This is a genomic window from Paenibacillus provencensis (genome assembly GCF_042678545.1).
Classification (GTDB): Bacteria; Bacillota; Bacilli; order Paenibacillales; family Paenibacillaceae; genus Paenibacillus; species Paenibacillus provencensis.
Genome location: NZ_JBHTKX010000014.1, coordinates 26,491 through 41,731 on the forward strand (window position 1 = coordinate 26,491; position 15,241 = coordinate 41,731).

At 39.1% G+C, this 15,241-nt stretch carries 16 protein-coding genes; 5 read left to right on the plus strand and 11 right to left on the minus strand.

Annotation, left to right across the window (positions count from 1 at the left end):
* The first annotated feature begins 129 nt into the window (after nt 1-129).
* Both ACFQ3J_RS26720 and ACFQ3J_RS26725 read left to right on the plus strand, forming a co-directional pair.
* Nucleotides 130-1,296, plus strand: coding sequence for a DUF4062 domain-containing protein (locus ACFQ3J_RS26720; RefSeq protein ID WP_256209965.1), 1,167 nt, complete (start codon nt 130-132; stop codon nt 1,294-1,296).
* Nucleotides 1,283-1,474 carry a hypothetical protein gene (locus tag ACFQ3J_RS26725; protein ID WP_090728157.1) on the plus strand — a complete coding sequence of 64 codons (192 nt, stop codon included), beginning with the start codon at nt 1,283-1,285 and terminating at the stop codon, nt 1,472-1,474. Before ACFQ3J_RS26720 ends, ACFQ3J_RS26725 begins: the two co-directional genes overlap by 14 nt.
* 127 nt (nt 1,475-1,601) lie before the next feature.
* On the opposite strand, the gene ACFQ3J_RS26730 is transcribed toward ACFQ3J_RS26725, so the two are convergent.
* Both ACFQ3J_RS26730 and ACFQ3J_RS26735 read right to left on the minus strand, forming a co-directional pair.
* The gene (locus ACFQ3J_RS26730; RefSeq protein WP_090728160.1) at nt 1,602-2,516 is read right to left on the minus strand and encodes a DNA/RNA non-specific endonuclease; all 915 of its coding nucleotides are present in this window, start codon (nt 2,514-2,516) and stop codon (nt 1,602-1,604) included.
* 113 nt (nt 2,517-2,629) lie between these two features.
* Complete coding sequence (locus ACFQ3J_RS26735; protein ID WP_090728161.1) at nt 2,630-3,238, minus strand: hypothetical protein; 609 nt, start codon at nt 3,236-3,238, stop codon at nt 2,630-2,632.
* A 352-nt stretch (nt 3,239-3,590) separates the two neighbouring features.
* On the opposite strand from ACFQ3J_RS26735, the gene ACFQ3J_RS26740 reads away from it, so the two are divergent.
* A complete protein-coding gene (locus tag ACFQ3J_RS26740; RefSeq protein WP_090728163.1) occupies nt 3,591-5,444 on the plus strand; it encodes an S-layer homology domain-containing protein in 1,854 nt (617 codons plus the stop codon).
* A gap of 546 nt (nt 5,445-5,990) precedes the next feature.
* Here the strand turns inward: ACFQ3J_RS26740 and ACFQ3J_RS26745 are convergent.
* Nucleotides 5,991-6,329, minus strand: coding sequence for a YolD-like family protein (locus ACFQ3J_RS26745; protein ID WP_090728164.1), 339 nt, complete (start codon nt 6,327-6,329; stop codon nt 5,991-5,993).
* Nucleotides 6,330-6,333: 4 nt separating this feature from the next.
* Entirely contained in the window at nt 6,334-6,615 is a 282-nt protein-coding gene (locus ACFQ3J_RS26750) for a hypothetical protein (protein ID WP_177178858.1), read from the minus strand.
* Between the two features lie 211 nt (nt 6,616-6,826).
* Here ACFQ3J_RS26750 and ACFQ3J_RS26755 point away from each other — a divergent pair, with 211 nt between their 5' ends.
* Entirely contained in the window at nt 6,827-7,984 is a 1,158-nt protein-coding gene (locus ACFQ3J_RS26755) for a hypothetical protein (RefSeq protein ID WP_090728166.1), read from the plus strand.
* Between the two features lie 85 nt (nt 7,985-8,069).
* Entirely contained in the window at nt 8,070-8,618 is a 549-nt protein-coding gene (locus ACFQ3J_RS26760) for a hypothetical protein (RefSeq protein WP_090728167.1), read from the plus strand.
* 654 nt (nt 8,619-9,272) lie between these two features.
* Here the strand turns inward: ACFQ3J_RS26760 and ACFQ3J_RS26765 are convergent.
* The 7 genes from ACFQ3J_RS26765 to ACFQ3J_RS26795 all read right to left on the minus strand — a co-directional run bounded on the left by ACFQ3J_RS26765 (nt 9,273) and on the right by ACFQ3J_RS26795 (nt 15,078).
* Complete coding sequence (locus ACFQ3J_RS26765) at nt 9,273-9,632, minus strand: response regulator (RefSeq protein WP_090728169.1); 360 nt, start codon at nt 9,630-9,632, stop codon at nt 9,273-9,275.
* A 124-nt stretch (nt 9,633-9,756) separates the two neighbouring features.
* Nucleotides 9,757-10,479: a thioredoxin domain-containing protein gene (locus ACFQ3J_RS26770; protein WP_170862603.1), complete on the minus strand. Its 723-nt coding sequence runs from the start codon at nt 10,477-10,479 to the stop codon at nt 9,757-9,759.
* A gap of 266 nt (nt 10,480-10,745) precedes the next feature.
* Nucleotides 10,746-11,564: a hypothetical protein gene (locus ACFQ3J_RS26775; RefSeq protein ID WP_090728172.1), complete on the minus strand. Its 819-nt coding sequence runs from the start codon at nt 11,562-11,564 to the stop codon at nt 10,746-10,748.
* Nucleotides 11,565-11,821: 257 nt separating this feature from the next.
* Nucleotides 11,822-12,133, minus strand: coding sequence for a hypothetical protein (locus ACFQ3J_RS26780; RefSeq protein WP_139237060.1), 312 nt, complete (start codon nt 12,131-12,133; stop codon nt 11,822-11,824).
* 263 nt (nt 12,134-12,396) lie between these two features.
* Entirely contained in the window at nt 12,397-13,848 is a 1,452-nt protein-coding gene (locus ACFQ3J_RS26785; protein ID WP_139237059.1) for a DUF2325 domain-containing protein, read from the minus strand.
* Nucleotides 13,790-14,467: a hypothetical protein gene (locus ACFQ3J_RS26790; protein WP_090728177.1), complete on the minus strand. Its 678-nt coding sequence runs from the start codon at nt 14,465-14,467 to the stop codon at nt 13,790-13,792. Before ACFQ3J_RS26790 ends, ACFQ3J_RS26785 begins: the two co-directional genes overlap by 59 nt.
* A 227-nt stretch (nt 14,468-14,694) precedes the next feature.
* On the minus strand, nt 14,695-15,078 hold the full coding sequence (locus ACFQ3J_RS26795; RefSeq protein ID WP_090728179.1) for a hypothetical protein: 384 nt from the start codon (nt 15,076-15,078) through the stop codon (nt 14,695-14,697).
* Nucleotides 15,079-15,241 lie beyond the last annotated feature (163 nt).

Below are 15,241 nucleotides of genomic sequence, written 5' to 3' on the forward strand. Positions count from 1 at the left end.
GAATTATGTATGACGTAATACGATGTTACCGTCAACGGAATATTTAAATAAAAAACATGCCTATAAAAATTAACCGACATGCAGGAATACGCTATAATTTGTTATATGAACTACATAATCTGATTGGATGTGACACTTGCTTTGTTTACCAAGACCAAGATCTTTATTAGCTCAGTTGCACAAGATACTCTTAGCCGTCTTCGGGGAAATATGTGGGAGATTTTGAGAGAGCTCGGCCACGAGCCCATGCTCTTTGAACGAAATTTTGGGGCATGGGATTCTCATAGTAACCCAGTACAAAAGTGTATCGAATGTGTTAGGGAATGTGATGCCTTTTTGCTCTTCATTAGCAACAAGGCCGGCACTTTCTACGAACAATCGCAGCGTACTGTAACGCATATGGAGCTGATTGAAGCATGTAACAAACGCAAAACAGTTCTCGTTTTTGTGGATAGTGCCATTAAAACTGAATATTTCTCCAAGGCTAAGGGAATTATTGAGGAATACGAAAAGGCCCATATAGCAGAGACCTCCTCATACCCAACGGCTGGAGAAATTGTCGTTGCACTTCGCCAGACTGATTTATTTTCCCACGTGGACCCATATGTATGGTTTTTCATCCATGACATCGTTAAAAGAGGGATCTACTTTGAGAGTATTGATCTAGCTGTAGCTCCAGATTGGAAGGGTTATTTCAGCGATCTGTTACGGAGAGGAATCCGGCTTATGCCTTTCAAAGACACAATTGAAACGAATGAGCAGCAGCTGGAATTATATGATCAATTTTATGATACCCTGTCCAGGGCAATTCCATGTATGAGTATTGCTGAGATCCACAACGTTCAGTCACTTCTGGAGTCATTTAAAGTCTCAGTTACGGGTAATGTCGTTGAACATGACTATGGATTTGTAAAAGAGCCTGTGGGTTCTTATGATAATTGCTCGGCCGTAACGCTGTACAAGTTTCAACATGACCGTATGGTGTTATTAGGGAGGACGGGAAATGCTACGGGAGAAGAGTATTATCTGATGGACAACCAAGATTCTTACGTCGTTCTTACGTACAGTAATCTTGGAGACCGGATATTCTTCAAGGAAGCAAACTGCACCTTTTATTATTGCCTCCGACTCCCAAATCATGTAATGAGCTTCCACCTACCGTGCGACCCTGAGTGGAATACTGAAAAGTTCATGTCTTCCAAAGACAGCGTGATACGTGCTATAATGAACAATAATGCACTGGCTTTCGATCTTGTGCGAATGTTAATAGGAGGGTTGCAACATGCCGAAAACTAAAGTATATGTATCAATCAATGGTGTTGTATCCGAGGCAGTAGGTAGTCAGCCAAAGGACGCTTTACTATTTGCAATTTCTCCGAAAACGGCTGCACAAATCATCTCGGAGCAGCGGACTCATCGTCGGAGAAATAGCGAATTACTGAAAGAACGACTTGATGAAGTTTTTAAACGATAAATTTTTACCGGTGAAGCACATCACTTGTCCCCTATGGACTTTGTGACGTGCTTTTTTTTCATTACATGATCACATAAAAAACCAGATACCCATTAGAGGGTAATCTGGCTCTTCTCGTTTGCAGTGATTACTCACCCACAATTCCGTCACCATCACCATCTCGCATAAATTCAAAAAGCCAATGCTCACTAGTAATTGGCATACTGAAGCCGGCTGCTTTTGCTTCTTTTATGGTCACAATTCCATTGCCGTTTGTGTCGATACTGGCAATGGATTTATTTGTATCCACTGGATCATACTCAGTAATTTTTGTTAAACCGAGTGATTCATTGATTTCGTCAGGGTTCGCATTTTCGAATGTATCAATGATTTCATTACCCTTCACGGTATAGATATATTGATAACTTGAAGGAATCTGGGTTTCAGTGTTCGGATAAGTGATGATCGCTTCAAAATTAGTTGCTCCACCTGCGCTACGAATTACTTCTTCCATATATGCTTGGTCACCATGACGATTGAGTGTACTATTTTGCGGAGTAATGTTGTACGCATTTGATACCCCACCCAAAGAATCAGCAATAATGTGTCCTTCATCTAAGCTGTCACTTTCGACACCAGGTACTTTTGCCTCATCGTTATAGTATCTACCATTTGATAAGACGGGTTCGTTACGGTCATCTTGTAGGACTATTTCGTCTGCAATCACTCGTATTAATTGGCCGTGTTCATTAGTAAATGCCCAATATTCTCTATTCCCATAGCCAATGTCAACGATAGCATTTGGTTTGCGAAATCCAGACAAATCACCACCGTCTATTTCAATGAGCTCATACTTCGAAAAATCAATATCTCTTTCTTTATCTGGTTTCGCTTCGGGATCCGTATTTTTATCATCAGAAGTTACATTAGCAGGATGTTCTACAGTCGTTTCATTTTGTGTATCATTCCTTACTTCCGTATGTATTAACTCTTCTGTATTGCTACAACCACTCAACAACAAAGTTAATGATAGCAAGACAGACATTATTATTTTGTTTTTCATTTTCCTCATACTCTCCTTATAGCTCTGAATTACAGAAGTGTGCTTTCTTTCCGGATAGTCTTTATGTGATCGTAATTCCTCTTCTTTAGTCGATCTTAATCTAGCCGCTTATATTAGCTCTCCTTACTGCTTGTAGCAGAGATTTGAATAAATAAATCACGTAATTTGCTCAATCCATCCTTGCTAAATACCCCTTTCTTCACGCCCTGAGCAATCAATGCAATCATTTCATCTTCTACTAAGTCAAGAGGCCTCGGTTGAAAATGATGTTTTCCTTCGTCATCAATATTATAGTAAGCAAATCTAATTTCTTCGCGGTCGAGCTTTTTTATTTTAATTCTCTGAATTACCGGTCTATAAGTTTTCAAGTCGAGATCTCCTTCAGCTTTCACTGTACAGTACCTTGTATCATTCACCATAATAATATCTCCAAGCTCTTCAGCATCCATTATGGTACAAGGATTGCTGGTCTTGTAGTTAATAATCAGACCTCTTAATTGACTGTCTTGTACTTCGGTCAAATCAAAACAAATCCTATTAAGTTCTAATCTATCCGGCATAACGGAATTCACTTCGTACTCTTCCAAAATAACTCCCTGGTGCACAACAATCAATCTGTTCTCATTAATATATTTCTTTATGTTAGCTTTCCAAGCACGCGAAGTGCGCTCTTTAAGTCCTGAAGCTGTTGTAGGTACTTCCTTAATTTTTATAATAATCATTTTTAAATCCTCCCTAAAAATATTGGTAATTATATAATATATATTTACCTTGCTTATGTATATACTTTTTATTTACTTTTTTAATTACTTCCTCTTTACTTTATCATTGTATAAGTCTCCTGAAAGATTTAGTCGTTTTGCCCTTATTACCATGCGGAGGTAAACAGGCGTAAAAACGAAGCAAGAAAGATTCAGCAGCTACCGATTCTCTCCTTCAGCACAAATTGAAGGGTCAATTTTTGTAAGATATCCTGATGAACCTTCCGATAAATATAAATACGTCCTAAATTTCCGATAGATTAATCTTTGTGGAATTAAGGGAGAAAATACTTAAGCAAGGTGGCTTAAAACGATGAAATTATCACTCAGAAGATCGAGGAAATGGCTGATTCTACCTGCGGCAATGCTGATCGCTACAGTCTTATCGGCCCCCGATGCACAGGCAGCTAATGTACAGCAGCTGACGGAGCAACGAACAAAACAGGATGTCTTGAATAAATGGGAACAATACAAGCCCATGGAAACAGGAACAGCCTACATGCCGGCTGACCAAATTTACTCAGAATCTCCCAGCGTCACAGCTCCCTTTAAAGCAGGCAGGATAAAATCCAAATATGTTGAGGATGGTATTCGAGCTGTTAATTTTGTAAGGTACCTGGCTGGATTACCAGATGACGTTACAGCAAACTATTCACTTGCAGACCAGCAACAGGCGGCTGCAATGGTTATCGCAGCAAATAAACAACTAACTCATTATCCAAGCAAACCTGCAGGTATAGACGAAGCGTTATATGCCTCAGGTAAAGAAGGAGCAAGGACAAGCAACCTATACTCCGGAGGCCCAACTTTTTATAACAACGTGCTAGGTTATATGGCTGACAGAAGCGCATCAAATATCGACCGTGTAGGACACCGCAGATGGATCATCAATCCAGAGATGAAACAAACCATGTTCGGCATGGCACATGCAACTAACAACGTTGCATACGAATCGATGTACGCATTTGACAAAAGCCGTCCAAAGTCCGAGGTCCAGTATGATTACATCGCCTGGCCGTCTGCAGGTTACTTTCCTGAAGAAGTTTTCAGAACAATCGATCCATGGTCTGTATCTATGAATCCAGAGAAGTATGATAGAAAAAAAACCGACCAGATTCAAGTGAAGTTAACCCGAGTGAGGGACGGAAAAGTATGGAGCTTTGATGAGAACGACAAGGATAAATCCGGCAAGTATTTTAATGTGGATACAGGACCATATGGGGTTTCTTTCGCAATTGTTTTCAGACCTGATGGGATAGGGGATTTTGCGATGGATGATGCCTTCGACGTTGAAATTACAGGTATATACACCGTTGGAGGAAGTCCAACGGAGATTAAATTCACGACAACGTTTTTCAAGCTAATGCCTACTTTATTGGCTCGCTATGATATCGAGCTTAATAAAGGAGAGACCCTTCAAATGGGCCTTGCTGAAGGCTTCCAGACCAGCGGAAATACCTTTGAGAGCGGAGATAACCGCATCGTTAAGATTGATTCAACTGGTAAAGTCACAGCTATAGGTAAGGGATCAACTTGGATTTCTGTTAATAATTACTTAGGAATGAGAAGTATTGTCTACATTGAAGTGGAAGATGTTCCGGAAGAAAACAAAGTAAGTAACTGGGCTCAGGCGGATTACATGCAGGCAAAAGCAAACGGACTTATTGGATGGCCATTTGATCGATCTTATCAGCGGTCGATCAACAGAATGGAATTTACAGAGATGGCAGTACATATGATCGAAACGGTGCTTGGTCGTGATCTATATACTGATGTATTAGGCGTCGAGTCCCCTTTTAACGATATAGATGATTGGAACATTACTTGGGCAAACCAGAACGGCATCATTAACGGTACATCGCCCAATACATTCTCTCCAATAGCAACGATTACTAGAGAACAAGCAGCCGCGCTTATCATTAAGGTATATGAAAAAACAAAAGAGCTGCAGGGTACAACCGATTCTGCTGCTGGATCTACTACAACTTCATTGTTCGCGGACGATACAAAAATCTCACCTTGGGCAAAGGAACAGGTATATCAAGCAGTAAACCTTTCCTTAATGAACGGCATGGCGAAGAATCAATTCAACCCTAAAGGTGAGCTCACCTTCGAGCAAACTTATGTACTTTTACTAAACTGCTTTGAATTGTTGATGGAAAAGTAGTAAATGAAGGCCACCCGCATAGTGAACTGCACCCCTAATGTTAGACACCATCTAACATTAGGGGTGCAGTTCACAGAAGACGGTTTTTTATGCTAATTCTCACGGATGTAATAACTATAATATCCATTGTTGTGTTGTTATATACGGAGTGTTCTTATCAGTAAGATTTGAAGGACGATGGTATATTATCTAGGAATAATGAATACAATTATATTAGTTATAAAAATCAGCTGCAATAAACGTGGGTTTCTTAGAGACCCACGTTTTTTGTTGTCATTATACCCCCTATCTTTAATCGTATATCTCCTTAGTATATAGAGCATCTACTGAGATTGCAGCAGTTGTTCTATCATAAACCCGAACCGTCTTATTCTCTCCAGGCCCTTCTCTACCTTGCCTACAGGACATCCAAAACGCCTACATCGTGAGCTCGTTATGTTTAGGGCCATATAAGCAAGCAAAGAGATAAGCCCTTCACTCAATCGAAAAGGGCGTCATAAATCTCATTTTAATACAAAGTGTCTCTAAGCTGTTAGATCACAGAAATCAAAGATTTGCGGATACAATATTCCCAATGTTAATCCAATGCCATTCATCTTTAAATACAGTTAGTTTGATCTCACGATTACTCGCACTAATTATTGTCACGATACCAATGTATCTCTTATTTTCAACTTCGTGATAAACCGTTAAAGTAATTGGTTTCCGATTATTGAAGGAGTCGACTAACAAAAATTCAATATGCCGTATTTCTTGTTCATCGAGATTAGGCTTACGATGCTCCATTCGTTCAAGCTCGTTTCTCCTACGTGTCCAAGCTTCTCGATGTTCAGGATATATTATTCTCGATCCTTCAAAAATACCGTTTCCTCTCAGCTTTTTCATAAAATTAATACCTGGTCCAATAATCCACAGAACCACTATCTGTAATTTGTGGCTGAGGACGTGAGGACTCCCTTTCCCACCCCTCAAGAATGATAATAGTATTCAAATCAGATTGATCATCCCATGATATGTAGTTGTCCTTTTTCAGGAACATCAGAGCTTCTGATATCCGTTTCTTATCCTGCCCCGTTTTAGTTTCAAGTTCATTTAAGGTAGGCATTCTTCTCCGCTGATTAATGTAGTTGTATAGAATTCTAAGTATCTTGCGCTCGAAATCAGGCAGCATATTCATCACCCCTATAAGAACATTTGTTTGTATATTATACTCAAACAAACGTTCTTATATCAATAACAATTTTAGTAAATCCACCATTTCGTACTCAATCAATTTCTCCTAAGTCCTCGCAAACCGTAAACAGCATTTGCTTTCTCTAATAAGGGACCATGTTTTAACCGATAAACGAATGGATTGTATTCATGATAATAGGAGGAAAAAAATGAAAAGAACGTTAGTGTTGATTCTATTATGTATCTGCTTGGCCATAAGTCCGTTGAATCCGAAAGTAATGGCTTCGGATAACAAGGTAAAAGAACTCCCCGATCCTGAATGGGTAGTTGATCACCGAACAGGTGACGTACGTAAAGTCAATAATCTCCTGTTTACTATAGGAGATGAATACGTTATTTCTGTACTCAATGATAAGACTGGTGCAAAAAGCTCAGAAGTAGATATCATTAACTCAACTTCCGTTTTATCTGGTTATTTTGGTTACTTAAATCAGGTTACTTCTCAAGGAGTTATTTCTGTAGTCACTGGCCATAGGAAAGGCAGTTCTAAAGATCTCTATTACAAGTTACGAGCTTTTAATCAGAAAGGGAAACAAATATGGACCTATACCTTTACTGATAAAACAACCAATGCTGCAGGAGCTGTAGGACAATACATACTAGAGGACGGTACCCTTCTTGTCTATTTGAAACTTTCAGCTTCTAGCTATATGACATACAACTTTACTCAACAAGGAAGGTTGATTAAGAAAAAGAAGGTCTCAGAATTCATCAACGATTATCAAAATGGTTATTTTGTGACGATTAAAAATTGGTCTGGTACAGGGAAAGAATATAAATCAACCTATTCATTTTATGACAGTAAGTTTAATCTAAAGTTCACGCAAAAAGTAAATGGTCTCTTCGTTGAAGGTGTACTACGCGACGGGACAGTAATATATTCAGATACGAACCAACAAGGATTACATATATTGATGGCCAAAGATCAGAAAGGAAAACTATTGTGGAAAAAAACATTCAAAGTAAATAAATCTTACTCGCGTTCAGAGATATTTACTTCTGATGGAAAAGGATATTACTTTATTCTGAACAACACAATTCATTTATTCGATAAAAAAGGACTGGTCAAAAATCTCTCATTGGGATCCGATTCTGCTTATTCTGTGACAACATCAAAAGACGGTACCCTCATGTTCCTCTATGATGATAAAATTACTTTTATGGATGAAAAGAGCTTGGGACGACTAGCCACCTTCAGTTATGATAACTCGGTATATAATGAATTTTACTATTTTGGGGATGGAATTTTGTATCAATCTACCCAATCAGGAGAACGCAAGCTTATGAAGTACAAACTCAGTTTTTAAGAACCGACTTGTTATATAAATCATATCGACTCTCTTTTATAAATATAATTAACGTCATTAAATTTCAATGCTTTGAGGTGTAAATATGATTAAAGGTTTAATCCATAAAACAATAAAAGAGATATGGGAAAACAATATATCTAAAGATTATCATGACAATTTCCTACTAAGAGAAGATTCACTTAAAAACGCATTTTACTTCCATCTTCGTTCCTCCTTATCTGATTTACTTATGGAACAGAAATTACGGATCTATACCGAATTAAATTACAGAGATATAAACGTACCAGGTAGCAGGGCTGATCTTGCTGTCGCACAGCTGGACGACTTAAATGAAATTCAGGAAGTTATAGCTGTTATTGAGTTTAAATATAAAAGAAGTAATGTAAATGAACGTTACTACCAAGAAGATGTTAGAAAGATCGTAAATTTAGTCAAGTCCTCTCCTCACCCTATTTACGATGAAACGTATTACTATCTGGCTTTTCTAAACGAGACTATTTACGAACCAATTCGCTCAGAACATCTTTCGTATACTACACCCTCGGATCGAGTCGTTGCAGCAGGTCGTATTACAGAACTGTTAGGTTATCAAGAAGACGGAGTATCTACTTGGTATAGTATTGATCATTGAAGTATAGCTTGTAAAAGGACACCCTTAAATAGCAGGTGTCTTTTTCATTTCAAACTGAATCAGACGTGGAGCCAAAACTCCGCATTATTTCCCGTTAACACAAGAAAACCGCCCATTATTTTGGACGGCTTTCAGACGATAATATCTGCTGAAATATTTATCGTAAAAATATATTATCCTTTAAAAACTAATATTTCAAGCTTGTTTATTTATTCTTCCATTAGATTCGCTTTTAACATCACAAGCAACTGTAAGCTTGACTCCTTGTGAGTGTCGAAGTCTGATATACCTGGTCATTTACACTAAATTTGCTTATTAATATCCTCCCCCTCATTTGGTTTCTTTTCTTTTAGAAGGCGCCTGTATCGTGCTATAACAGTAATTCCTATGCAAATGACTATAAGACTACAGAGAAACCAAAAAACAAATATAATCACAAGCCAATCAATTAACTCCAACTTATCTACCTGCTTTCCTTACTGAAACTGGCAAACATCTTTTACAGATACCTTTCCATTCGTAGCCTAGATTCATTAACTCTCATTCATGATAACCTCTGGTCATTTAAGTAAAACTCTTTCAAGCAAGGTATAACTTATGATTTCTTCAGTATTCAAGACAACAAGTTCTTAATTGAATTTCTTACTGTTTGGGTTACCCTAAGACTTTATCTACACTCTCTAATACCCTATCCGCTTGAAACGGTTTAACTACAAAATCATTGGCCCCGGATTGAATAGCCTTTATGACCATAGCCTGCTGCCCCATTGCAGAGCACATTATGATTTTTGCTTCAGGAAAGCTCTTTTTTATCTCTTTCACTGCTTGAATTCCATCCATTTCAGGCATGGTAATGTCCATAGTCACAATATCGGGTTTATGTAGATGGTACTGTGCAACAGCTTCTACTCCATTCGAAGCTTCGGCAATCACCTCATGCCCTCCTTTTATAAGTATCTCTTTTACTATCATTCTCATAAAAACTGCATCATCAGTTACAAGCACTTTAGCCATATGTGATATCCCTCCAAATGAAATGTTGGTGGAAAAAGAAAAATAAAACGAACTACTCTCTTATCCGGTTAATCTATCTTCATAAGTAGCTCTGCAACATTGTAAATTTTATAATACGCTGCTCTCAATATTGAGACTTTACTAGCTTCGAATCAATGATTTCGTAGAGATCACTAATTGCCGGATTTGTATACTGCTTACTGTCCACTATGAAAGTCGGAACACTCGGAACACCATTTGCTTGTGTAATAGCGAGATCTTCCTTAACTTCATAAAGACCTTCTAGATTATCTAGGCTCTTTTTAACCGCTGCAGCGTCCCCGTGCGGAACATGCTTCTCGATCAAATCAAGAAGAAACTTTTCATTAGCCCATATCGTTCCCTTGTCGCCTTGATTTTCATAGATAGCCTTTTCGTATTCCCAGAACGCCTCCGAATTTTGCTTCCAAAGAATCTCCCCAACCATCGCAGCCTTAAGACTATCGGGACCAAGAAATGAGAAGTTTATGACAAAGAACTGAACCTTGCCGGTATCGATGTACTTTTCTTTAAAATCATCAAAATTTTCTGTGTTCCATGCCTTGCAGTAAGGACATTTATAGTCAATGAACTCAATAACCTTAACCGGTGCATTAGGATCTCCTATGTACGCCTGTTTATCCAATTTATAATCGCCTGCTGAAACTGATATTTCCTCTTTAACATCCTCGTATGTAGGGTAAACTTCTTCTTGGTCTGACCACGCGGCAACGATCGCTAACGAAGTTAGCAGTACAATTGCAAACCCTAAACTTGTGATCAGAGCTACCTTATTTCCAAATCCTTTTTGCTTCTTATTCATAAACATTTCTAGCATCCCCTTTGCTTTTAATTGGCCATTAGCCGGTTTATCTTGTTTGCTTTCCGGAGTTGAGCGAACAAAAAAAGCACCTCATAAGAAATCATCTGATTTCTTATGAGGTGCTTCCCCATTAGGATATTTGATTATTACAATTATATATCAAAAACTATGCGAATTCCAGATAACAAAATAGCTTATGTAGTTAATCAAAAAAGATTTCAGGGCAGCACTCATATTAAGCATAACGAGTAGCTCCTGAGAGTGGCACCTGTTTAACTATCTAGATATCGATTAAACTCGTCGACTGTGTAGTAGAAAACAATTTCGTGAGAACGCACTTTCTCCCCTATAGGTAAATAGGAGATTACGTTCTCTCTCGGACCCCCATGTATAAGGTAGTCATATACAGTTTTAACAACGAGGTCACCTAGAAACTCCAATTCTTTAGGGTAATCATATTTTCGGTTCGGCAGACTAAACTTTAGGATGTACGTTGATGTCTGCTCCTCCCACTGATTCACCATTTCTGGGATGCCCACAAGATCCCCTACATCTTTCAGAAATTCTGGACGCTTATCCACATGACCTCCGTAACCAAATACATTATTAGAACAAACAAATCCCCATACCGGCTCATCCCTATACAACTTAAACGAAACCTGCTGAATATGCCATTCCTCACCCTCACCAGTTGCGTATCTGGAAAGGGGATTTAGCTTGTATGTCTTCCCTTGATGTGTTAGTTCGGCCCGATTCGGATCTACGGTAATTCCGTGTTCCTGGAAGAACACCTTCAGAGGGGTATCTTCTATTAAAGCACTCTGTAGATTAAGTAGGCCCTTCCTCTTTAGAGTTTCACAAAAGTCATTGTTGGTCGTCACATGGAGGGAAGCGAGAAATACTTCCCTATTTGCAAAGGGGTCTTTCTGAATGCCAGCGAATTCTTTAAATGCTTTTACCGTGGCATCTTCTCTTTCTAGGCCCAACAAAAATTCAGTTATAAGAGATTCTCTACCGTATATCTCAAATAGATCGACAAATGTCCTTTCTGATGCACTATAAGATGTAAGGTCTATATCTAACCTTCTCACACTGAATCCCCTTCCTTTTCCTACTCTATATTAAATACCTGCTTTCTCTCTGCGAGTGCAATGTTTACCAATAGTCTCCCCCGATATTTAAGAAACTAGCAACAATATAATTTTGCAGCAGCCATAGCATACTTCGATAGTCTCACGACATAAGTTATTGTTCAGTTCTTCTTTTACATCGGTTGCTCATATAGAGAAGTGAAGGTTTTATCATAATAGTATACGAAGCAGCTCCTTTGAGAGGAAGCGGGCTTCTACTATGGCTTCTCGGATACAATATGCGTGGTTTCCCGCTCGGTCAGTTGTATCCCAATGACTTTATTGTTCATATCTCTTAGTACAAGGCTGTGATACGTACCATTTATGTCGATGACATTCTCACGGTCATACGAATCCATTTGATTAAAGTGACTAAGATGTGGAACCGCCTTTTCAGCATCACCAAATACATAACTATCTTTGCCTTTTACAACGATAACTGCTAAACGCTCCTTCAATCGCTGTAAACTACTGTCCGCCTGCTGTCCGGACAATACGGTAGCATCATATGCATCATATGATTCCTGCAAGGGTTCGTACACCCCTGGAGTAGAATTTACTCCTCCGCTGCATCCGGAAAGCAAAACTGCTAATATTACGCTCAATACAAGCTTTCTCAAGTCCCCATACACTCTCCCTTTAAACGAGAAAGCACCCCTAACATGACTGATGGTTCATGTTAGGGGTGCTTCCCCATATCCGTATTCAATTGCTTTAATTATACGTCGAGTGATAGTGACTGTAAATACGAGATCGTATTGTTAAAGCTTGTTTTTTCTCTTATACGATTAACTTACTCATGTTCACCATGGACGTGCTCGCCGCGAATGATTTGCTGATTTTCCCACAGCTGCATCCGAAGATTCGATTTCGATCCTTCAATTCGGAAGTGGGGAATTCGATTCTCTTTGGCGATATCAATACAGCTCCACGTCGCTTTGTGAGAATTGGCGGAAAGGAGCAGGAACATCGCATTTGCGCGACGGAGCTGAGCATGTATTCGCTCTGGATTCTCTCCAGTCTCATGAATAAGCTCTGCACCTGTTTCCTTCACCACCACTTCAAACCATTTAGACAAGCCACCTACAATGACGATTTTGCAGCCTTCAAGAAAACGTTCCCCCACTTGTTTCTCAGCTTTTGATCGGTTGGATGTTTTGGTCTTCAATAAGGATTCATGCGTTGCCAGAGGCTCAGTCCGTTTAAACACTCTAGATAATCTGGCGTAGTCACCGCCGATCGCTACATTAAACGAGCACGGATCACCATCTTGTGGATCCTGCATATCCACGTCCTTCTCATAGATCGGGAACTTATTCTCTGGATTGTTTATATCCACGCAATAGTAAGTAAAGTGGCTCCCCAGTTCGATATATCCCATATACTGATGGATGGGGGCGTGTGAATCATCACCTTGCAACAATAGTTGGATATTCTGAGCTACTGATCCATCTTCTCGTGCCTGAGGTTCACAAGCAACCTCAGCTTCATGCTCGAGTCCAATAGAATTAACCACGGACTCCGGGATATTGAAAGTCTCATTGTTCTCCATCACAATGTATCCACCATGATCCTTGCGGAAAAATGTTCCTAAACTTGGTTTGCTACTCTCAGTTTCTTTTTGTTGAGTACTCTCATCTCTAATCTCCATTGGTTTCGTAATCCGATCAAGATCTGATATAGCCGGTGCTCCGTTCGAGGAATCGGAGTAAAAAGACTCTGTCTTGGAAGAAAATTCGTCATGAGTGGACTTAAAGAATGACTCTAATGAGTTAATCAGAAGTAAAGCATCGCTAAGTTTTGCTCTAATCAATTCCTTTTGTTGAGGAGCGCTGCTGCCGCGCATGATTGCATACAGGTTATCCACTCTCAAGTTCAAAACTTGAATTATTCTATCCACCATAAGCTCAGTACGCCCTTGCTCTTTTAAGGAAGCCAATTCACTGTTCAATCGATTGATTACGCTTTTAAATCGAATTATCTCTGCTTCATGTTTAGTTTTCAGATTCTGCTCACTTGCTTCCCGAAGGTCGATACTTTTTTGAGCCTTTCGTAGCTGATTTGCTAATTCGAGCTTTTCTCGCTCCAGCGTCGAGGCTCTCATTTTCTCGGCTTCAGAGAATTGCTGAAGCTCGATCACAATTTTCTCATTGGATTCATAGTCAGTCTTCAGCATGTTATATTCGCTAGTTAATCGCTGATGGCTCTTCTCGAGCGTTCTGAGCTCTCTCTGTAATGTAAGCAATCACCTGCTCAGCTTTTTGTCGAAGCTCTCTCTCGTGGACAATAATGAGGCTTTCCTTGCTTTCGTCTGGCTTTTTCTTACCTTGAAGATTGGAATCTAGATTAGACTTATCCACCTCATCCCGTATTGGATCTGGAAGGTCGGATTCAAGTTGAATTAAACGCTCCTTTATCCGATCATCTTCAATTGGGAAAAAGCGAAGTGACCAATAATAATGCCATGGACCATAACTTTCTATCAAATTCTTTTCCTCTGCCAAGTATCCTTCGACGTTAAGCTCGTCCATATCTTCGTATAGCGGAATAATCTGCGTTACTAGCGCTTGAATTACCTTCGATTTTACTTCTTTTTTGTTCATTCGGGTTCGTAGAAGCTGGATAAACTGTCCGTCAGGGAAAGGACGATCTGTTGTTGCTCTTATTTTTAGATTCAAGAAATTTGCCATGGAACGTTTATTCGTATCAGAAACTTCGGATAATAAGTTCGAAAACTCCTTATATTTAAAAGGTAAATTCATCTGATTAATAAGCACTGCCTCAAAGTGCTCCGCAACAATTTTCGAGTCAGTACTATTATCCGGTAGAATTCCCATCAATCTTGCTAGCGATTTGAAATTCATTAGAAATCCCCCTCCGTTATAATTAGTTAGATTGAAGACTGTAGCAGCAATACAAGGCAGAAAGCACCACAAAATAGACTGACGCCCACTTCGAGGTGCTTCTACAATCCGATATATGATTATGTATAATTATACTTGATAGACACTTCAAAGGAAATCTAGCATTATTTCTTGCTATACTGTCTTTTTACTTTCTATTAATTACACTTTTCTTACTGCTTGTCCTTCTATTTAGCAATAGGAAGGTTTTTGTCATACAAACCAGCGATACGTAACACCTCTACCCAGGAGGCATTTTTGCCGCCAACATGCTTAACTATGGTGATTGGACTAGGGTAAGCTTTATGGTTGCGTTTAAACCTAAGGTAATCCATCTTAGTAAAGTTCGTACCTAGATGGTTTGAAACCTGATGTAATATCTCAATACATTTTTTCTTGTTGTATTTACAGCGGCGCCCCCGTTTATTAGTGGTCAATTGAATAATATTTTTGTTTTTTATAATCTTAGGTTTCTTTTCAGGAATCGCCTTCTCGATAATCGGAGTTAATAGTTCTCTCTTCTCTTCGATCACCAGGCCCAAAATTGTGTTTTGAAGATTCGTTTTTCCCAAAATATAATTCGTAACTACTGACGGTCGGTCGTATCCCGTTAGAATTCCTGTAATACGAATATTTGGAGTTTGAATAAAAAAGAACGCCTCGTTATGATGGGGTTACGCACGAGGTCATTGCCTCAAAAAGCCCATCTGGAGGTCGCTCTATCATGAAGTTTAA

What these genes read in the sequence shown, in the direction of transcription:
- ACFQ3J_RS26725 (WP_090728157.1), top strand. Translation starts at nt 1,283, where the DNA reads ATGCCGAAAACTAAAGTATATGTATCAATCAATGGTGTTGTATCCGAG.
- ACFQ3J_RS26730 (WP_090728160.1), bottom strand. Translation starts at nt 2,516, where the DNA reads ATGAAAAACAAAATAATAATGTCTGTCTTGCTATCATTAACTTTGTTG.
- ACFQ3J_RS26735 (WP_090728161.1), bottom strand. Translation starts at nt 3,238, where the DNA reads ATGATTATTATAAAAATTAAGGAAGTACCTACAACAGCTTCAGGACTT.
- ACFQ3J_RS26740 (WP_090728163.1), top strand. Translation starts at nt 3,591, where the DNA reads ATGAAATTATCACTCAGAAGATCGAGGAAATGGCTGATTCTACCTGCG.
- ACFQ3J_RS26745 (WP_090728164.1), bottom strand. Translation starts at nt 6,329, where the DNA reads ATGAAAAAGCTGAGAGGAAACGGTATTTTTGAAGGATCGAGAATAATA.
- ACFQ3J_RS26750 (WP_177178858.1), bottom strand. Translation starts at nt 6,615, where the DNA reads ATGCTGCCTGATTTCGAGCGCAAGATACTTAGAATTCTATACAACTAC.
- ACFQ3J_RS26755 (WP_090728166.1), top strand. Translation starts at nt 6,827, where the DNA reads ATGAAAAGAACGTTAGTGTTGATTCTATTATGTATCTGCTTGGCCATA.
- ACFQ3J_RS26760 (WP_090728167.1), top strand. Translation starts at nt 8,070, where the DNA reads ATGATTAAAGGTTTAATCCATAAAACAATAAAAGAGATATGGGAAAAC.
- ACFQ3J_RS26765 (WP_090728169.1), bottom strand. Translation starts at nt 9,632, where the DNA reads ATGGCTAAAGTGCTTGTAACTGATGATGCAGTTTTTATGAGAATGATA.
- ACFQ3J_RS26770 (WP_170862603.1), bottom strand. Translation starts at nt 10,479, where the DNA reads ATGTTTATGAATAAGAAGCAAAAAGGATTTGGAAATAAGGTAGCTCTG.
- ACFQ3J_RS26790 (WP_090728177.1), bottom strand. Translation starts at nt 14,467, where the DNA reads ATGAATTTCAAATCGCTAGCAAGATTGATGGGAATTCTACCGGATAAT.